The sequence below is a fragment of the Adlercreutzia sp. DFI.6.23 genome, from assembly GCF_024462535.1.
GTDB lineage: Bacteria > Actinomycetota > Coriobacteriia > Coriobacteriales > Eggerthellaceae > Adlercreutzia > Adlercreutzia rubneri.
Genome location: NZ_JANGBP010000001.1, coordinates 1 through 18,928, shown reverse-complemented (window position 1 = coordinate 18,928; position 18,928 = coordinate 1). Strand labels below are relative to the sequence as shown.

Here is an 18,928-nt window from a genome sequence, read left to right as displayed (position 1 = left end):
GGCGCAACAAAATGGGCCCCATTACCAGTGAAAAGCCATAGGAGAACGGCAGATTGCCCACAACTTCGCCACGGATGCGCCGAGCAGGAGCGTCAGCATTGAAGCGTCTCCTACGACAGGCGCTTGACCATGGAGGCGTTGGCGGCGAGCTCGGCGCCATCATCAAGAGGAGCGAGATCGGCGGCCGGGGTTCCGGTGCGCCCCGCACGGCGTTCGAGAGCGCGGGCGAGCAGCCAGTCGGCCACTTCCGGATTCTTAGAAAGCAGCGGCCCGTGGGAATAGGTGCCCACAACGTTCTTGTAGCGCGCGCCCTCCACGCGATCGTCATCGTTGTTGCCGTGGCCGCAGGAGGACACGACGCGGCCGAAGCCTTCCACGCCTTCGCCCAGGTAAGTGCGGCCGGCGTGGTTCTCGTAGCCCACCACAGGATGGGCGGCCAGGGGGGATTCCAGCACCATGTTGTCGATGAGGCGGTCGGCGGACGTGCCGGGGCGGCGCGTCTCCATGTCGATGAGGCCGAGGCCGGGCACGAGCTCGTCGCCCCACAGCCACTGGCGGCCGAGAATCTGGTAGCCGCCGCAGATGGCGAGCAGCGGGCCGTCTCCTTCCACATAGACGGCCAGCTCGTCGCGCATCGCCAGCAGCTGCTCGCTGGCAAGCTTCTGCTCGCGGTCGGGGCCGCCGCCCATGAAAACGAGGTCGACCTGGGAGAAGTCCACCGCCTCTCCGTGCTGGATGCGGCGCACTTCCACGGGGATGCCACGCCAGCGCAGGCGCTGTTCCAAGATGCGCACGTTGCCACCGTCGCCATAGAGGTTCAGCAGGTCGGGCAGCATATGGGCGATGATGACGGGGGGCTCAGGGGATTCCTCAGATGCGAGAGAGGCGGGAGTTGCGGAAGGCTCGGAGGTTGCGGGATCCTTCGGCTCCGCGCCTTCGGCGCTGCGCTCAGGATGACACGAGGTGGGAGCGGCACTCGCGCCGGCGGCCTCGGCGATCGGGGCCGGCGTCGGGGCGGGGGCGACAGCGGGTTCGGCGGCTTCCATGGCGTTCAGGGCGGCGTGCACCTGGGGGAGGGCCGTGTAGTTCGCGATGGCGTAGACGGCGGCGTCGGCCGGCAGGGTGCCCGCGGCCACAAGCGCCCCCAGGCGGGAGAAGGCGTCTTCGATGTTCTCGATCACCGCCGCCTCGATGCCGGCGTACTTCAAACGCACCGCCAGGTCGTGGGCACGGGAGCCGCCAGCGAACACCACCGTGCCCGGCTGTCCGGCAAGCTCTTCGAAATCGATATCCCAAATCCACGAGATATCATGGCCGTCGGCCACCTGGTCGTTGATGAAGAAGGCCACCATCTTGGGACCCTGGTCAGCTTCTACGATCTTCAAATTCTGATTGAAGCCCGTGGGGTTCTTCGCCAGATTCAGCAGCACGTCGCGACCGCCGAGGCGGTAACGCTGCAGGCGCCCGTTGCGCGGGTTGAAAGCATCCTGGGCCCGCTGGAAATCGGCCGTGGGAATGCCCGCCTCGCGGCAAAGGGCATAAGAGGCCACGAGATTGTAGGCGGCGTAGGGCGTCGGCTGCGGCGTGTGCACCGATTCGCAGCCGGCAGGCCCGCAGACCTCCATGGTCACGCCAGCGGGGCCGATGGCGATGTCGCGGCCGGCGAAGTCCAATGTCGGGCGCGCGAAGTCGCATTGGTCGCAGAAGTAGTCGCCGAGCTGGCCGTACTGGCGGTAATGGTAGCGCACCATGCCGTCGCATTTCTGGCACATCTGGGCGTCGGTCACGGTGTTCTGGGCCAGGCCCATGGACTCGTCCAGGCCATAGGCGACCGTGCGGTTGGGCACCTCGTCGGCAATGCGGGCGCACAGCGGGTCGTCGGCATTGTACACGAGCACGGTGTCCGGCGAGGCGGCCAACGCCCCCGCAATGGACGTTTGGATGCGGTCGATTTCGCCGCAGCGGTCGAGCTGGTCGCGGAACAGATTCAGCAGCAGCACATAGTTCGAGCGCAGGCGGGGCAGCACGTGGGCGAGCCACAGCTCGTCGCATTCGAAAACGCCCCACTGGGCAGCCGGCTGCTGCAGAAGCGCCGAGGTGATGCCCGCAGCCAGATTCGCCCCTGTGCGATTGCAGATGATAGTGCACCCGGCAGCTTCGAAGGCGTCGGCAAGCAGGTTGTTCGTCGAGGTCTTCCCGTTGGTGCCCACGGTGATGACCGAGCCTTGCGCGCACTTGCCGCGCAGCTCGTCGAGCAGCGACGGATCAATGGCGAGCGCGATCTTCCCCGGCAGATTAGCCGCAGGCCGCCTCGCCACATGACGCAGCCCCCAGGTTGAAACGGCGCCGGCCGCCTTCGCAAGCGAAAACCTCAAGCTCATGAATGCACCTCGTTGCTCTTAAGAGGAGGCGGCCGCGCTCAAGGTCACCCTAAGCGGCTTGACTGTGCTACCACACCGCGAGTTTCAAGCCACACTCCCCGTTTTTTCGATGGCGACCAGTATAGCGTTGGAGCGCCCTCCCCCGCCTCAACCCACGGCCTTTCCAGATTCAGCCGAAATGTTGAAGTGCCGAAGGGCCATTGAAGGCCGCCACTCCCGAAGGCGGCACAATTCGGCACAATTCGGCACAATTCACCTTCACCGTTGTGCGCGAAAGAGGAATTCGCAGCTCCAAATGCTTGCGCAGCATCGCCCAGTTCGCTATACTAAACAGCCGCTTCGCAAGAAGCACTCTCGCCAACGTGGCTCAGCTGGTAGAGCAACGCACTCGTAATGCGTAGGTCAGCGGTTCGAATCCGCTCGTTGGCTCCAGAACTTCCGCAGGTCAGCAGGTGAAAAGCTTGCTGACCTGTTCTCTTTTCAACGTCCAAAAACTTGCCGTGTGTGCCAATCGTGTGCCAATAGGCCCGATTAGGCGCTTTTAAGCTCCACGATGCGGCACGGCTTGGGTTCCTCGCGGAACAGCTCGCCTAGCCTGTCGGCGGCGGCGCGGTCGTTCTCCGGCACCGCGTGGGCGTACCAGTTCAGCGTCAGCGAAGCGTCGGAGTGGCCGAGCCTCGCCTGAACCGTCTTCACGTCCACGCCCTGGGCGAGAAGCTGGGTAGCCTGGGTGTGCCTCAATTCGTGGTATCGCAGATCGGGAAAGCCCGCGCCGGTGCGGAACGACCTCCACCACCGCTCGAAGTTCGCGGTGCCGAGGAAGCCGCCCGTCGCCGAGCACAGCACCGGGGAAGCCTCCCCCACGTCTATGCACAGCGTGTCCAGCGCCTCGGCCTGGAGGGCCTTCCACGCCTTGAGGTGCGCCATAGTGACCGCATCGACGGCCACGACGCGCCTCCCGGCCTCGGTCTTCGGCTCCTTCAGCGTGCCGTCGGCCTTGAGCGTCCGCACCACCGATACCAGGCCGTGGCCGAAATCGACCGCGCCCCACGTGAGCCCCAGCACCTCGCCGAGCCGCATGCCCGTGGCGATGCCCAGCCTCACGGCCAGCACGTGGCACACCTCGCGCATTCCCAGCAGATAGCCGCGATCCTCCGCGACGCCCCACGCCGCCTGGCGCCGTTCCTTGGCCGCGAGGGCATCCAGCGCCTTCCTCTCCTCGGCATCGACCGCCGCCAGCAGCCGCCGCACCTCATCGAGGGACAGCGCCCGCCGCTGCGGCTTGTCGGCCTTCGGGGCCTCCACCCGGTTGCACGGGTTGCGGCCTATGAGGTCGTAGTCCACGGCCTTCTGGAAGAACGACTTCAGCAGCACGTGGTAACCGTGAAGGGTGGTGCTCCCGCACCGGAACCCCTGGGCCTCGCGCCGCTCGCGTATGGCAGGGTAGAGGGCCTCTATCGCCCTGGCGTCCACCTTGCACAGCGGCGGGTCGCCCAGAAGCTCGCCGCACAGCTTCAGGCTCTTCTCGTCCTTCGCTATGCGGTCTTCCGATGCCCTCCCGGCGTTGCGCCGCGCCTGGCTGAACGTGGCCACGAACTCCAGGAAGCGCACCTTCCCGCCGTCCGGCCTCAAACCGTTGTCGAGTCCCCGTCGTATATCGTCGCGAACTTTGCGAGCCTCCGCCTTCGTGCCGTGCACGACGCGCGTAACTCGCTGGCGCTTGCCCGTCGCGGGGTTGTTCCCGGCCGACACCGACACGCGCCAAACGCCGCGGCGGAGTTCCTGAAGGCCGCCATCGCCTTTCGCCATATCGATTCACCTCCTTTATCTGCTCTGCGCCCGCATCTATCCCAAACGCCCTAATGGGCGGGTTTGGCCTCTTCGTATTCGTCGCTTTCAAGAATGCGGCCCACAAAAAGCCCGTCATCAGCGCAGCCGTACAGCTCGCAGGTATAAGCTCCGAACTCATTGGAAGCCCTCACGATCTCCGGACGTTCCAGCGGGACGAATCGGTCAAGGTCGTAAATCAAGGGGAAAACTCGGCTATCTATATCAATAACGAATTTTCTTCCATCGTCGGATACTCTTTCGGGGGAACCGCGCCACCAGGAAGACCGAGAGGGGTCAAGCAGCACCTTTCGCTTTTCCTCGTTATAGAATCGCCAGGAAGAGCCAACGCAAGCGGAAAATTCCGGATAATCATCCGCCCAGATTTTCCCGAAAAGAAATAGGTTTATTGCCATGAACTGCGTTGCTGTTGGAACTTGGCGCCCCTGCTCAATGCGCGCGAGAACATCCTTGTTGACCTCGCAATGAGTAAAGCGGTAAATCGTCCGAGAAAAATCCGCGATGTTTTTAATGCCCTTGCGCTTGCGCAAGTGGTGAACCATTGCCCCGTACAAAGACCAGTTAAACAGGGTGGAACTCATCCTAGCACTCCTTTCAAGTAAATTTTACTTATTTAGGTTGATTTTGAGTGTACACGTACATTACCATTATCAATCATAGGAGGTCAACCCCTAATGATTGGAGGAAGCAAAATGCAACGATTGACCATGCTACGAAAGGAAAAGGGGCTTTCCCAGCGGGCGCTCAGCCGAGAAAGCGGCGTTGACGCCAGCACGATATCGCGTGCAGAAAAGCAGGCGCTTATGTACCGCTCCCAGGCCCAGAACATCGCCGACGCCCTGGGCTGGGAAGGCGACCCTATGGAGCTGTTCGAAGAGGTGGAAGCCGCATGAGCGCCCCGGTAGTGCAGCTGCCGCCGGGCTGCAAGATCGTGGAGGCGCCCAGCGCCCCGCAAACGGCGGCGATGTTCGAGGGCTACCCCGACCTTCTGACACCTGACGATATGGCCGAGATCATCCGCCAGAGCGCGAAGACGGTGCGCAAGCTGATGAGGTCGGGCGAGATTCCCAACGCCTTCAAGATCGGGGCGTTCTGGTACGTGGCGAAGGCCGACTTCGCCGAGTTCGTGGAGAGGGGCAAGCGTGAAAGGTAGAGAAGGGGCCGACCGCGACACTTTGGCGAGCACAGCGGCCAGCCCCGCCCAGATCGGGCATTGCCATAGTAGCACAGCCGGAGGCCAGCCGAACGCCAACCGAAGCGCAACCGAAGCCCAACCAGGGACACCGACAGCATTTGCAGCAGCATATGCGCCAGCAGATGCACGGGCACATGCACGGCGCACCCGCGCCGAGATCGAGCGCGACTTGGCCATGGCAACGGCGATGCAGGGCGAGTACCGCGCGGCACGCGGGGCCGATCTTGCGGCCAAGTGCGCCGACTGGATGGACGCCAACCCCGACGCCCTATGCTACATCGAGCGCCGCGCCCTTGAGGAGGCGGGGGCCGAGCGCCGCTTCTCGGTGCGCCTCCTTCTGGAGGAGGCCCGGAGCAAGGACTTCACCGACCGCCGGGGGCGGGGCACCCGAATCAACAACGTGATAGCCCCGGCGCTCGCCCGCCGCATCGCTGACGACCACCCCGAGGTGCGCCCATACATGAGGCTGCGCCGCTCGATGGTGGACGAGATCGAGGGCTAGCCGATGCCGCCGAGACCGCCGTACGGGATGATACGCCCCGACACCGAGCGCATAGCGATAATGGCCGCTATGAACGGGCGGAGGAACGCCACGTGGCCCCACCTGTGGCCCGAGGTCGTGGGCATCGTCAAGGGTGGCGACAGCCTCCACGGTAAGGAGCTGACGGCGCTTCATGACTACCTCGTGGCCTCTGGACGGTTCGACCTCACCGCCTCAGATGTTCAGGTTGTGCAGTTCTCGCGCGACTGGGCCGCTTCCGTCCTCGGAGGCCACGACCAACGCGCATCGAGAGCCATCCGACAACTTCAGGAAATCGGTCTTCTGGAGCTTGCAGCCAAGGGCGAGAAGGGCCACGCGAGCGTCTACGCCGTCATGCCGCTACCGCCCGAGGAGCCCGACCCGCCGCCGTAGGCGTGCCCTCACAGTTCCTATAGGAAGCGTGGGGGCAAATACCCCCACAGTTTTGCGAAATGCCCCCACACTTTGCCACTTTTGCCCCCACACTTTGTTCAATTTTCCTGGGAACTCTTTCCCTAACCAGAATAAACCAGAGGGCATTAACCAGAGTTCCGAAGCCCTGCAGTGAAGGGGAGGGAACCGATACCACCGAGTCAACCTTGCTAGTGAGTAGGCGGCGAGGAAGCCACCACGAGAGAAAGGAGCCCGAATGGGCACTTACCAGAACAGCCTGGAAGCCGTTGAGAACGAGATGAAGGGCACTGTCGATGCCCTCTACAGCGCGTACCTGGGGAAGCTGGAGGACAACCGCCAGTTCCTCCCCGACCTCAAGGCAAAGCGCGACCACGAGGCCACATCTGAGTACATCGCCGCATCGACGGCGGCGAAGGAGCGGTGCCTGGCGAAGGAGGCGCCGCTGTTCGCCGACCTCCGGCGCGACGTGGAGAAGGCGCTGGCAGCCGCCCCCTCCCAGGGCCAGCTCGCCTACCTCCAGACGCTCTCCCTGCGCTCGACCCTCACCGAGTCGGACATAGTGACCGCCGCCGTCGCCGTCGCCGGGAACGCGGCAGCGGAGGCGAACGTGGCGGAGCTGGCCAAGCGCGAGGGCATCATCTCCGCGAAGGTCACGGCTCCCCCGGCCCTCCCCGACCTGCTGGCCAGCATCGACAAGTGGGAGGAGACGCGCCAGCAGCGCGTCATAAACTACCGCACCGTTCAGCAGGACGGCCAAGTGAGCGGCGAACCCGAGTTCGGCTTCATCCCCGGCGGCGGCTGGTCTAAGACCATGGAGGAGGCCGAGGGCGCCATAGAGCGGTACGGCGCAAAGTAAGCCGAGGGAACCACCCAAGGTTTGCCCAAGGCTCGCCCTCTTTGCCTTGCCCAGGTTTTGCCCAGGCCCGCCCCTCCGGGCAGACAAGGTTTTGGCAAGGTTCGCCCCCGCACTTCGCTAAGGTTTCGCCAAGGTGGCCCCTCCCCGGACACCAAAGGAGCCGCCCCCTTCGGGCGGCTCCCGCTGCGCAGCCGGAATGCTATCACAGATGGAGGTACGCGCCATGTTCAGAGATTGGACGCTCGATGAAACGCTGTTCGTGAGGGACTACGCCGGGACGGTGCCGCTCTCCGACCTCGCCCGCCACCTTCGCCGCGACGCGCGGGACGTGGCCGGGGAGTGCGCCCGCCTGGGGGTGCCGTTCGTGTACGTGGGGACGCCGCTCTTCTGGTGCGACGAGTGCGCGAGCTGGGCGCGGAGGGTGGACAAGTCGGGCCGCTGCGACAAGTGCCGCTCGCGCCACTACCTCCAGCGCATCGAGGCGAAGACCGCCGCGCTCATGGAGCGCCTTCCCCTGGAGCAGCGCGAGACTTACGCGAGGTTCGAGTCCAAGCGGGGCGGCAGGGTGCGGGACGCCCCGCCGCTCGCCCCGGACACGTCGGGAATGCCCCCGAGGGAGGCCGTCGCAGCCGCTACGGCCTATTTGGCCGACCTGAGCGACTGGGAGGCGGGAAAGGAATACCGGGCCCGCAAATCGGCCCAGAAGCGCAAGGAGCGCGCGGCACGCAAGGTGCGGGAGATGGAGCAACTATGTCAAGCCCATGAAAAAGGCGCCGCGTAATGCAGGAAGGCCCGCCGATCTGGCGGGCCTTCGCTATGGTGAGGTTCTGGGTAGGTGGCGCCCTACAGCTCAGCTAGGAGATCGTCGGCGAAATCCTCGCAGGTGTAGAGTCCTTCCTTAGTCGCAACCATAGGCTATTCGCCCCCTTTCTCGGATTCAGCAAGAAGCCTCGCATTCAGCCCCCTAAGGTTCTCGATGCAGCCCCACAGCACCTCGTCGGCCATCATGCCGCCAACGTGGCTCTGCACGTCCTGGAGCGCCCGAACCTCCGCGAGGTCGGCCAGCGCCACGGCGGTAGAGGCCACGACGCACCGGGCGGCAATGGCCATGTTCTCCAAATCGTTCTCGCGCATCGTCGCCATGGCTACTCTCCTTTCCCGAGCATCGCGGCCCGCAGGTTGTCCCGTACTCCTTCGAGCACATACGCGCACCCGAACAGCTCATCACTAGTACCCCTGCCGCCCTGGGCGCCATTGCCGGAAGTTTCGCAGCAGTCGGCAATACCCCTGAGCACTGCCTCCACCACAGCCATAGAGCTTGCGGCCTTTTCCATCTGTAAAGTAAGCTCGTCTTCCCTGTCCATCATCTGGTATCATCCCTTCAGCTTTCAAGTTCTGGAGCCTCCGGGCGTGTGCCAATCGTGTGCCAACGCGCACGAACACGAAAGAACGCGAATGACCCTAAACGACCACGATAGGGCGCTGTGCGAGCGCAGATGGATACGAGAAACCCTATCTGATCTGGTCTTTTGCCTCTCGTAATGCGTAGGTCAGCGGTTCGAATCCGCTCGTTGGCTCCAGAATTCGAAAGCGCCCCGCCCCGCCGCGGGGCGCTTTGCATATCGCGCGAGAATCGAGCCTCCATGGAACACATCGAAACCCCCACACCTCTCGCCTTCACCGAGCCCACTGCCATCGAGGTGCGGGGGGCGCGGGTGCACAACTTGAAGAACCTCTCGCTGGACGTGCCGCTGCGGCAGCTCGTGGGCATTGCGGGCGTCTCCGGCTCGGGCAAAAGCTCGCTTGCGCTGGGCGTTCTATACGCCGAGGGCAGCCGCCGCTACCTGGAGGCGCTTTCCACCTACACGCGCCGGCGCATTTCCCAGGCCGGACGCGCTACCGTGGACGAGGTGCTGCACGTGCCTGCCGCCCTCGCCCTGCGCCAGCGGCCCGGCATTCCCGGCGTCCATTCCACCTTCGGCACCTCCACGGAGCTTTTGAACTACCTGCGTCTCATGTTCTCGCGCCTCGGCTGCCACGTGTGTCCCAACGGGCATGTGAACGCGCCGACCCTGAACGTGGCGGCCGATCTGCCCATCACCTGCTCCACCTGCGGCGTGGAATTCTACGGCCCCTCCGCCGAGGATCTCGCCTTCAACAGCGGCGGCGCCTGCCCCACCTGCGGCGGCACCGGCGTTGTGCGCGACATCGACGAGTCCACGCTCATCGCCGATCCCAACCTTACCCTGGAAGAGGGCGCCGTGGCCCCCTGGCGCAACCTCATGTGGTCGCTCATGCCCCAGGTGGCCCGCGAGATGGGCGTGCGCACCGACGTGCCCTACAAGGATCTGACCGATGCCGAGAAGGACATCGTACTGCACGGCCCCATGGAAAAGCGCCACATTCTGTATGTTCCCAAGAACAAAGACCATGCCACCGAGCTGGACTTCACCTACTACAGCGCCGTGAATACCGTGAGAAACGCGCTGGCAAAGGCGAAGGACGAGAAGGGCATGGCGCGCGTGGCGAAGTTCCTGTGCGAGTCGGTGTGCCCCGACTGCCACGGCACGCGGCTGTCCGAGAAGGCGCGCACGTCCACCATCGACGGGCGCAACCTCGCCCAGGTGACGGCCTTGTCGCTGGACGAGCTGCGCGACTGGATTCCCACCGTGGCCCCGTGGCTGCCGGCGGAAATGCGCCCGATGTGCGACTCCATCACGAGCGAGACGACCGAGCCCATACAAAGGCTGGAGCAGCTGGGGCTGGGATACCTCACCCTCGATCGCGCCAGCGAGACGCTTTCGAACGGCGAACGCCAGCGCGTGGCTCTCACGCGCGCCGTGCGCAGCCGCACCACCGGCGTCCTTTACGTGCTGGACGAGCCCTCTATCGGGCTGCACCCGGCGAACATCGAGGGGCTGCTCGGGGTCATGGACGACCTTCTGGCCGACGGCAACTCCGTGGTGATGGTGGATCACGACGTGGCCGTGTTGCGCCACGCGAATCACCTCATCGAGATCGGCCCCGGTTCGGGCGCCGACGGCGGCCGCGTCATCGCCCAGGGGTCGGTGGCCAACGTGGAAGCGAACCCAGCCAGCCGCATCGGGCCGTTTTTGGCGGGAACGGCGAAGGTGCGGGTGCGCACGCCCGTCGCGCCCGAGCATCTTTTCGACGAAGGGGCCATCGCATTGGAGACCGACGCCATCCACACCGTGCATCCGTTGGAAGCGCGCATTCCGAAAGGGCGTCTGACCTGCGTGACCGGCGTATCCGGCTCGGGCAAGACGACTCTCGTGCTGGAAAGCCTCGTCGCCGGGCTGAAGGCGTCACTGGCCGGCACGACACTGCCAGGGCATGTGCTGTCCGTGGACGCGCCGGGCATCGCGCGGGTCGACCTGGTGGATGCCACGCCCATCGGCGTGAACGTGCGCTCCACCGTGGGCACCTACTCCGGCGTGCTGGACGATTTGCGCCGCGCCTTCGCCGCCCTGCCGGACGCCAAGGAGCAGGGGCTGAAAGCCGGGGCGTTCTCCTACAACACCGGATCTTTGCGCTGCCCCACCTGCGACGGCACGGGGCAGATCTCCCTGGACGTGCAGTTCCTCCCCGACGTGGACATCCCCTGCCCCGACTGCCGCGGCAGCCGCTACGGGCGGGAGGCCTACGCCATCCAAATGGCCATCGAAGGCGACGTCGAACTGTCCGCCAACGCCGAAATGGAGCGCAACGCGGCCCATGAAACAGAGACAGCTTCGGACATGACTCTTCGTAGGGACGGATCTTGGTCCGCCCTCCCAACTGCGAGTCACCGTGCTTCCGGGCAAGGGGCGACCGAGGTCGCCCCCTACGGAGGCTCATCATGTCATCCTGAGCAGGCGAAGCGAGTCGAAGGATCTCACGCCGGCGATTTCGAAAGCGTGCACACTTTATCGCTTCCCGAGGTGCTCACTCTCACCGTTGACCAGGCGCTTTCCGCGCTCGCCCACCTGAAGAAGGTGTGGGACAAGTTGCAGATCCTGCACGATTTGGGCTTGGGCTACCTCACTTTGGGCGAGGCCACGCCAGCGCTTTCCGGCGGCGAAGCCCAACGCCTGAAGCTCGCCAGCGAGATGCGCCGCAGCCAGGACGACACCCTCTTCATCTTCGACGAGCCCACCATCGGGCTGCATCCGCTGGACGTGGAAACGCTCATCGGCGTGCTGCAGAAGCTCATCGAGCACGGCGCCACCGTCGTGGTCATCGAGCACGACCTGGACATGATCGCCAACGCCGACTACGTCATCGACATGGGGCCCGGCGGTGGCGAGACCGGCGGCCGCATCGTCGCCGAGGGCACTCCGGCCCAAGTGGCCGCCAACCAGATGAGCCTCACCGGTCGCTACCTTGCGAGGGAGTTGGAAGGCTAAGGAGCTGAAGAGCGAGAGAGCGAAGGAGCGAGCGCTCGCCAGCATACCTACCTCTCGTTTTCTCTCGCCAGCTCTCTACGGAGTACCGATGCGGCAGCCGGCGTGCGCAAGACAATATGGACGAGCAGGGCAGCGAGCAGCACCTTGGCGGATAGGGCATGCAATGGGCCCCAGAAATAGTAGCCCGTCGCATAGAAGCCCAAAGAAGGCAGCAGCGTCCCCGACACCATAGCTCCCGATACGACGCAGAACGCGAGCGCGACCAGCAACGCCCCGTTGAGCACGCGCTGCGCCCAACGACCGCGGCCGCCCAGGCCTTCACCGCTCGCCACAACATGGGCAACCATGAGCACGAAGATGCCCGCCCCAAGATATTCGTGAAAGGGCACTCCCGTCAACGCCGGGTTCGCCGCCACCAAATAGAGAGCCAGCAACACAATATCGAAAATGACCTTAGGCGCCCGCATGCCGCTCCCCTTTCGACAAACGACGCGATACCACCCAAAGGCCCAGCACCAGCACTATGGGCATGAGTATCCACAGATTCAAAGACATGTCGGAGGCCTGGTGGTAGCGCCTCGCGAGCGTCTCCCACCCATGACACTCGACCGATGTGCAGCCAGCCTCGGGGCAGCGCATCTCGCTGTGCCCGTCGGGCTCGGGAACGGCGTCGTATCCGTGGCACGCACCGTTCGTGCAACCCGCTACCGGACAAGCAACGTCAGCCGTCAGGGGATGCAGCCCCGAATCCGGCGCAACCGCAAACCCCACCCCCACCGCACCGACCACGACGGCACCTACGACCGCAGCGGCCAGCAGCCTCTTTCTCGCCGACCTTTGCCCCCGCGACCGCTTAGCTTCTTTCGAACTCAAATTCACCGCGTACCCTTTCCTCTTCCTTTCCTTCCCAACAAAAGAGCCGCAAGCTGCGGGGCCTGCGGCTCTTCGAAGAGAGAGCTATCTTGTACCGGAGCAGCCGATTAGGCGGTCTTCTCCTTAAGGTGCAGGGGGAGGTACTTCAGACCCAGTAGCAGCAGGAAGCCGCCGAGGGCCACGACACCGGCCGCCACGCCGAACTCCAGGGGCGTCGGCCAGTACACGAGGCCCTGATAGCCGAACAGCGACATGCCGGACTCCCAGTTCGTGATAGTCATCTGGTTGGCCACGTCGGCGAACTCGATATTGGGAATCTGGAAACCGCCCACCAAGATCTCGCAACGCTTGCAGAACACACCGGCGATCACGAGCGCCGAGGCGAGAACCACGCCGCCCTTGGTGCGCAGCCGCGGCACGAACAGGATGACGCAGGCCAGCACCATGCAGGCGATCTGCGTCCAGAAGAACGGCGCCAAGGGGCCGGTGACCAGCACCGCCACCACATTGGCACCCTCGCCGCCGGGGAAACCGCTCGTCAGCAGATCGCAGGCGAAGAAATACAGATCGACGCAAGTGAACACCGCGAGCATCTTCGCCAGGTTCACCATGGAGGAGCGTTCGATGGTAAGACGCCCGGCCTTCTGCAGGGCGATGACCACGATGAGCACGAGCGCCGTGCCGCAATCCAGCGCTGAGGCCACGAACCACGGGCCCATCAGGGCGGTGTGCCAGAACTCGTAGGCCGCCGACAACGAGAAGATCCAAGCCGTCACCGTGTGCACGCCCACCGCCACCACCAGAGCAATGATGGAGATGACGCGGATGGCGGTGTGCGACATCTTCCCCGTATCTTCGCGCCGATAGGCCCACAGGTACACGATGGAGAGAATGAGGTAGGTGGAAAGCACGATGATGTCCCACATGAGCGGCGATGAGAGGTTGGAATAGACGAACAGCTCCCACAGGCGTAAGGGGCCGCCCAGATCCACCACCACAAAGCCGATGGCCACGCAGGTGCAGCAGATGCTCGTCCAGATGGCCACGCGCGAGATGTCCCCGAAGCCCTTCATGCCGAAGGCGTTGGGGATGGAGCTGATGATGAGGCCGCCGGCGGACAGGCCCACGAAGAACATGAACAGGGTGATGTAGAAGCCCCAGGAATCGAGGTTGCGCATGCCGGTCTGAATCATGCCGCCCGAAAGCTGCACCATCCACAGGGCAACGCCGATGACAGCCACCACCGCGCAAGCGATGATCCCCACGGTCAACCCGCGATGGGCCGCCATGCTTCCTTTCGCATCGTTCATAGCGTATCTCCCTTCCTAAACGAGATAGTAGACAGAGGGCTTGGTGCCGAATTCGGTGTGCAGCTGCGTGTACTCGCGGCTGGCCAAAAGCTTGGACACCTCGGAGTTCGGGTCATCCAGATCGCCGAAGTGGCGAGCGCGGCCGATGCAATCGGCCACACAGGCCGGCTGCTCGCCGCGGGCCACGCGCTGGGTGCAGAAGATGCACTTCTCCACGGTGTGCTTCTCGTGCTTGGCGGCATCGGCGTCGCCCAGGGCGAAGTCGGCGTAGTAGGCCGGCTCCTCCCAGTTGAACGAGCGGACGCCGGTGTAGGGGCAGGCGGCCAGGCACATGCGGCAGCCGATGCACTTGTCGTAGTCCTGGCGCACGATGCCCGTCTGCTCGTCCTTCCACGTGGCGCCCACCGGGCACACCTTGGTGCAGGCAGGGTTCTCGCAGTGCTGGCAGGCCACGGGCCAGTGCTGCATCTCGGGATTGTCCCAGGTGCCCCCGGCCGTGTCAGGCGCGTTGCCGCCCTCGGTGAGCACGCGGTTCCAGATAATGTCGTTGGGGATGTTGTTGGCCACTTTGCACACGACCGAGCAGGTCTTGCAGCCAGAGCAGCGCTTAAGGTCGATGACCATTCCGTATCTCATGGGTTCCTCCTCCTCTTATTCCTGAGATTCCGCCACCACGCCGTCCCACGGCTCAATTTCCACGAGGCAATCGTGGTAGGCGTAGGTGGGGCAGGTCCAGTCCACAATCTGCTTGCTCGTCAGGTCGTTATTGCAGCCGCTTAGGTACTGGGAGCGCTGCCAGCCGCGGTCGATATCCAGACAGCCCGGGCGAATACCGGCGCTGAAGGTGGCCTTGGCCACCGCATGGCCGCGGTCGTTGAACAGGCGCACGTAGCTGCCGTCCTCGATGCCGCGGGCCTCGGCATCCACGGGATTGATGCGCACACAGGGCTCGTTGATCTCCATCTCGCGCAGCAGCGGGTTCTGGCCGTAGTAGGAGTGCACGCGGAAGCGACGGGTGCCGGCGGTCACGATGAGCGGGTACTTCTCGGCCAGGGGGTTGGCATCGAAGCCACCGGCTGTGACGGGCCACGCCTCCATGGGCGGCTCCCAATGGGGCAGCGCGATGCTCGCGGGGTCCATGGGCTGGCCGTAGTTCTCGATGGGGCCAGGGTTCTCCTGATAGAACTGCAGCTTGCCCGTCATGGTCATGTAGGCCGGCATGGGAACAGCGCCCACGTACATCACGCCGGCTTCCTTCAGCTTGTCGGCATCGATGCCCATGGCGGCGCTCATGGCCGTGTTCACCACGTGCTTCATGCCCTCGTCGAACTCCTCTTGGAACCACTCGTCCAAGCCGAGCCCACGGCCGATGAGGTTCGCCATGTCGTAGTCGGACTTGGCCTCGAACTTCGGCTCGACGGCCTTATCGGCCCAAACCAGACAGCCGTTCATGCCAATGGGGCCGCCCACTTCCTGAATGGTGGCCGCCGGCAGCACGATATCGGAAATGTCGGCCGTATCGCACCACTCGATGTTGGCAGTCACAAGGAAATCGAACTTCTTGTACGCCTCGATGGTCTTGTTACGGTCGGGAGCTGAGTTCACGATGTTCGCACCGAAAGAGATGAGCATCTTGAGCGGTTGCTCTACCGTGACATCGGGAAGCTCCATCACCTGCTCGCCCATGTGCGCGGTCACGCCCGGGAATGTGTATTTTCCCGTGTCGAGCAGGTCGTTGAACATAAAGGTACCCAGCGACTGGACGATAGCGGGATGCTCGGTTTCCGTCTCATCGAAGCCGCTGGAATTAAGCGGGTAACTCATACGGGGCTCAGGCACCATACCGCGCATAATACGCAAAACACTCACTGCCGCAATGGTATTGAAACCGTGCCCGTAATGGTCGATGCCATAGCCTTGGAAGATGTCGGCCATGCCAGGGCGGCAAAGCAGGTCGGCGAAGGTGCGAATGGCTTCCTCGGGAACGGTGGTCACCTCGGATACCATCTCGATGGGATACTCGCTGATGCGGTCGATGAGCAGACTGTAGGCCGTATTGCAACGCTGGCCGGCGACCTCGATGCCCTTCTTGCGCAGCACGGGGTTCTGCGCCGTGGAGGCGTAGCCCATGGCATTCGTGGCCTCGTCCCATACGGCGAAGTCGTCGGCGTCGGCCGCAACGCCCTCTTCCAAGTCGCTCTTGCGCAGGAAGCGGCCGTCGGACTCCTTCACGAGGAACGGAGCGCAGGACTTCTGCTGCATGAAGGCATCATCCGTCTTGCCCTCTTCCTCGATGATCTTCGCCAAACCGAGAGCGAGCGCGGCGTCGGTGCCGGGCTGCAGCGACACGAACAAGTCGGCCTTCTGTCCGATGGTGTTCTTGTTGGGGTCGACGACGATGAGCTTGCAATCGTTGTTCTCAATCGCGTCGGCGATGTAGTGCCAGGCGTTAGGCCAGGACACGATGGGGTTATGGCCCCACACGACAAAGGTGCTCATTTGGGAGACGAGATCCATGTCGGCGCCGCCCTGATAGTAGAAGCCGCCCGCCGTGTACATGGTACCCTGCGTGAGCGCGAAGTCGGTGGTTCGGTTCTGGTGCGAGAACTGGGCCACGTTCTCCAAACGGTTGAGATTGTACATGTTGCGAGGCTCGGTGGTGCCGTAGGTGAAGGAGCACACACTGCCCAAGCCGAATTCCGCCTGGTACTCCTTGATCTTCGCGCAGATGGTGTCGATGGCCTCATCCCAGCTGATACGCTCCCACTGACCGGCGCCACGCTCGGTGCCCTCGGCGCGCTTCATGGGGTACTGGATGCGCTTCTCCTGCACGATGAGCGTGGGGATGGAGGCGCCGCGAGCGCACATGCGCTTCTGGTCGATAGGCGCGCCCTCGATCTCCTTGGCGCGCGTCAGCACCACGTTGCCGTCGCGCACTACTGCCTCCAACGGGCACCCCATGCAGGCGTTGCAGTAGGTCGTACAGATCTTCTCGTCGCTTTGGGCCGATGCCGTCTTGGGCGTCAGCGCCGCGAATCCCGCAGCCGAGGCGCTGCCCGCAACGAGCGCGGCCGTGGCCGTGGTCTTGAGGAACCCTCTTCGCGTCAGAGTTCCCGTCGTGTTCTGAACAGACTCCAAGATGTCCCCTTTCCTCGTCTCGTGTGCCCGCCGACGTTATTGACGGGCATCTTATGGCCTCATTCTGAAATCGCGCGAGGCCCAAGGGGAGAATCTTTGAGTTGTTCGCCGGGAGCTTTTGGTTTACGAAGAAGTTCGCTTAGATATGGAGACGAACCGCTGTCAGTCCTTCCAGAGGACGAAATCTTCTTTGCCGCTGAAAAACCGCAGCAAATAGGGATCGCCGAGCCCCTTCTTCGCAATGGTGCAGTAGAACCATTTCATGGGAGACTCTTCAAGGGGAATGCACACCACGTCTGGTGCAACGCGGGGAAACCTCAGATCGCGGTAGGCATAGGTGAGCGTCACCCCGGTTTGCACCATTTCGAGCCGATTGTGCAAACCCGAACGCGTGCACACAATGTTAAGCTTGACACCGCGCTCTTCGGTCGCCTCCACCAGGCGATCGTGCACATCGAATCCAGCTCCTTGAGAGGTGAAGGGACGTCCTTCCAAATCCTCGAGGCGTATGAAGCTTTTCTCAGCAAGGGGATCATCAGTACGGACGGCGATGTGGATGCGTCCCCCAATGGCCGTGTCGTAATCAAAGAGGGACTCGTTCACCACGGTGGCGATAAGACTCGCATAATCAAGATCGCCCTCAAGGATTTGTTGGCGCAGCTCCACGCAGTTTGCTTCGGTGAAGCGCATTCCCTTGGTCACGAGCTCGCCTGTCGAGGAAAAGTCGATGACCTGTCTCATCTCGCCCGAGGTCATAACGTCGCTTGCCTCCACCGATTGCCCAAAACGCACGATCCCTTGGCTCTTTAGCTTGCCGAGGTTCAACTCGGCCTCCATTTGCGCGAACGCACTCAACACCGGACGCGAGGCGCTGAACAGCAGATCGGCCGCCGACGTGGGGAAGAGCACGTTACCCCGGTTCTCGAACAGCGGCTCCCCCATTTCCTGGGCGAGCCGCGCCACCGACTTGCGCAATGCCTGCCGCGAAATGAACAGCGAGTCGGCCGCCTGCGTGAAACTGCGCATCTCATAAACTCGAGAAAAGTACTTGATCTGCTGAATGTCCACAGCCCCTCCTCGCGTCGTGACACCTCGAGCGCTCATTCAGAAACGAGTGGCTTTTAGCCACCAGCCAATACGATGGAAGGCCCGCACAAGGACGGACCTTCCATTGATGCCGGCTCGTTAAAGCTTAACATCCCAGACCATATGAGTGTTAAAACTATTTAAGCACCGTAAGCAAACGCTTCGTAGGACGGATCCTTTTTGTACTCATCTCCGCGATAGGAATTCTCCGCGTTCACGCCCGCCTTGGCTTCAATGGTCTCGTTATAGGGGATATCGTAGGACACCGTACGCTTAACGATGACCCACTTCCCATCGCGCCTCTCCCAAAGATCGTTGTAACGTACTCGTTGGTGAGCCAAGACATCACCAGGATTTGGGTTTGCGTCTTTTACGGCAGTTGCCTGTGCTTTGCCATCGGGCGAAAAAATTTGATTGATGTGCCCATAGGTGCTGGAACCAGCCGTCCCATTGTCGACGTTCACATCGATTCGCATGGCAGAGTACATGTGATGAGTCCACTTGCAACCGTTAAGATGATCGCCCAAGCAGCTATCGATGAACTGACGACCCGTCATGTTGGGGAAAATATCATAGTAATACGAACCGTAGTCAAGCAAGCTGTCTTCAGCGAAGACGCTGTAACCCAGCTCGTAGTCGATGCGATCGACAGCTTGAATATAGTTGAAAAGCTGAGCTCGAATTTCTTCGATGGACGCCAAGCGGTCAATCTCCTTTGCCAATGCCTTCAAATCCACGTCACCGGTAGACGGAAGATCATTGTTCGTGGCACAGTGTTAGCGTCGGGCGAGAATAGCCACCTAAAGTCAAACTAGTTCAGCCAAATTCCAGTCAAGCAAAAACAGCCATTGCGACGCTGCTGGCCCTACACTGGTGTACGCCAATACGCCAGAAGACAAGG

Annotated in this window: 19 protein-coding genes and 1 tRNA gene; 8 read left to right on the top strand and 12 right to left on the bottom strand. The window is 63.0% G+C overall.

Annotated elements, in window-relative coordinates; translation table 11 throughout:
- Positions 1 to 110 precede the first annotated feature (110 nt).
- A complete protein-coding gene (locus NE591_RS00100; protein ID WP_157012477.1) occupies positions 111 to 2,381 on the bottom strand; it encodes a MurT ligase domain-containing protein in 2,271 nt (756 codons plus the stop codon).
- Between the two features lie 356 nt (positions 2,382 to 2,737).
- Here NE591_RS00100 and NE591_RS00095 point away from each other — a divergent pair.
- Positions 2,738 to 2,813 (top strand) — tRNA-Thr (locus tag NE591_RS00095).
- Positions 2,814 to 2,912: 99 nt separating this feature from the next.
- On the opposite strand, the gene NE591_RS00090 is transcribed toward NE591_RS00095, so the two are convergent.
- Both NE591_RS00090 and NE591_RS00085 read right to left on the bottom strand, forming a co-directional pair.
- Positions 2,913 to 4,190, bottom strand: coding sequence for a site-specific integrase (locus NE591_RS00090; protein WP_114548568.1), 1,278 nt, complete (start codon positions 4,188 to 4,190; stop codon positions 2,913 to 2,915).
- Between the two features lie 50 nt (positions 4,191 to 4,240).
- Positions 4,241 to 4,810: a hypothetical protein gene (locus NE591_RS00085; RefSeq protein ID WP_114548567.1), complete on the bottom strand. Its 570-nt coding sequence runs from the start codon at positions 4,808 to 4,810 to the stop codon at positions 4,241 to 4,243.
- Between the two features lie 126 nt (positions 4,811 to 4,936).
- Between NE591_RS00085 and NE591_RS00080 the strand changes: the two genes are divergently transcribed.
- The 6 genes from NE591_RS00080 (at position 4,937) to NE591_RS00055 (ending at position 7,995) form a co-directional block, all read left to right on the top strand.
- Positions 4,937 to 5,122: a helix-turn-helix domain-containing protein gene (locus tag NE591_RS00080; RefSeq protein WP_236758893.1), complete on the top strand. Its 186-nt coding sequence runs from the start codon at positions 4,937 to 4,939 to the stop codon at positions 5,120 to 5,122.
- Positions 5,119 to 5,382 carry a helix-turn-helix domain-containing protein gene (locus tag NE591_RS00075; protein ID WP_016309888.1) on the top strand — a complete coding sequence of 88 codons (264 nt, stop codon included), beginning with the start codon at positions 5,119 to 5,121 and terminating at the stop codon, positions 5,380 to 5,382. The genes NE591_RS00080 and NE591_RS00075 overlap by 4 nt, the downstream gene beginning before the upstream one ends.
- A 217-nt stretch (positions 5,383 to 5,599) precedes the next feature.
- A complete protein-coding gene (locus NE591_RS00070; RefSeq protein ID WP_147270639.1) occupies positions 5,600 to 5,926 on the top strand; it encodes a hypothetical protein in 327 nt (108 codons plus the stop codon).
- Positions 5,927 to 5,986: 60 nt separating this feature from the next.
- Entirely contained in the window at positions 5,987 to 6,337 is a 351-nt protein-coding gene (locus tag NE591_RS00065) for a hypothetical protein (protein ID WP_256156159.1), read from the top strand.
- 256 nt (positions 6,338 to 6,593) lie between these two features.
- Positions 6,594 to 7,214, top strand: coding sequence for a hypothetical protein (locus NE591_RS00060; protein ID WP_016309891.1), 621 nt, complete (start codon positions 6,594 to 6,596; stop codon positions 7,212 to 7,214).
- Positions 7,215 to 7,437: 223 nt separating this feature from the next.
- On the top strand, positions 7,438 to 7,995 hold the full coding sequence (locus NE591_RS00055) for a hypothetical protein (protein ID WP_114548563.1): 558 nt from the start codon (positions 7,438 to 7,440) through the stop codon (positions 7,993 to 7,995).
- 134 nt (positions 7,996 to 8,129) lie between these two features.
- Here the strand turns inward: NE591_RS00055 and NE591_RS00050 are convergent, their stop codons facing one another.
- The gene (locus NE591_RS00050; RefSeq protein WP_114548562.1) at positions 8,130 to 8,357 is read right to left on the bottom strand and encodes a hypothetical protein; all 228 of its coding nucleotides are present in this window, start codon (positions 8,355 to 8,357) and stop codon (positions 8,130 to 8,132) included.
- A gap of 2 nt (positions 8,358 to 8,359) precedes the next feature.
- On the bottom strand, positions 8,360 to 8,581 hold the full coding sequence (locus tag NE591_RS00045; RefSeq protein WP_114548561.1) for a hypothetical protein: 222 nt from the start codon (positions 8,579 to 8,581) through the stop codon (positions 8,360 to 8,362).
- A gap of 276 nt (positions 8,582 to 8,857) precedes the next feature.
- Between NE591_RS00045 and NE591_RS00040 the strand changes: the two genes are divergently transcribed.
- On the top strand, positions 8,858 to 11,620 hold the full coding sequence (locus NE591_RS00040; protein ID WP_256156158.1) for an excinuclease ABC subunit UvrA: 2,763 nt from the start codon (positions 8,858 to 8,860) through the stop codon (positions 11,618 to 11,620).
- Positions 11,621 to 11,667: 47 nt separating this feature from the next.
- On the opposite strand, the gene NE591_RS00035 is transcribed toward NE591_RS00040, so the two are convergent.
- The 7 genes from NE591_RS00035 to NE591_RS00005 all read right to left on the bottom strand — a co-directional run bounded on the left by NE591_RS00035 (position 11,668) and on the right by NE591_RS00005 (position 18,728).
- Positions 11,668 to 12,087, bottom strand: coding sequence for a DUF4405 domain-containing protein (locus NE591_RS00035; protein WP_157012475.1), 420 nt, complete (start codon positions 12,085 to 12,087; stop codon positions 11,668 to 11,670).
- Positions 12,074 to 12,409, bottom strand: coding sequence for a hypothetical protein (locus tag NE591_RS00030; protein WP_157012474.1), 336 nt, complete (start codon positions 12,407 to 12,409; stop codon positions 12,074 to 12,076). Before NE591_RS00030 ends, NE591_RS00035 begins: the two co-directional genes overlap by 14 nt.
- 191 nt (positions 12,410 to 12,600) lie before the next feature.
- The gene (gene nrfD, locus NE591_RS00025) at positions 12,601 to 13,803 is read right to left on the bottom strand and encodes an NrfD/PsrC family molybdoenzyme membrane anchor subunit (RefSeq protein WP_256156157.1); all 1,203 of its coding nucleotides are present in this window, start codon (positions 13,801 to 13,803) and stop codon (positions 12,601 to 12,603) included.
- Between the two features lie 15 nt (positions 13,804 to 13,818).
- Positions 13,819 to 14,439 carry a 4Fe-4S dicluster domain-containing protein gene (locus tag NE591_RS00020; protein ID WP_022741263.1) on the bottom strand — a complete coding sequence of 207 codons (621 nt, stop codon included), beginning with the start codon at positions 14,437 to 14,439 and terminating at the stop codon, positions 13,819 to 13,821.
- A 15-nt stretch (positions 14,440 to 14,454) separates the two neighbouring features.
- Positions 14,455 to 16,941, bottom strand: coding sequence for a molybdopterin-dependent oxidoreductase (locus NE591_RS00015; protein WP_256156156.1), 2,487 nt, complete (start codon positions 16,939 to 16,941; stop codon positions 14,455 to 14,457).
- A 162-nt stretch (positions 16,942 to 17,103) separates the two neighbouring features.
- On the bottom strand, positions 17,104 to 18,009 hold the full coding sequence (locus NE591_RS00010; protein WP_256156155.1) for a LysR family transcriptional regulator: 906 nt from the start codon (positions 18,007 to 18,009) through the stop codon (positions 17,104 to 17,106).
- Between the two features lie 158 nt (positions 18,010 to 18,167).
- Positions 18,168 to 18,728 (bottom strand): nuclear transport factor 2 family protein, encoded by a 561-nt coding sequence (locus NE591_RS00005; RefSeq protein WP_256156154.1) that lies wholly within the window; start codon positions 18,726 to 18,728, stop codon positions 18,168 to 18,170.
- Between the last annotated feature and the right edge of the window lie 200 nt (positions 18,729 to 18,928).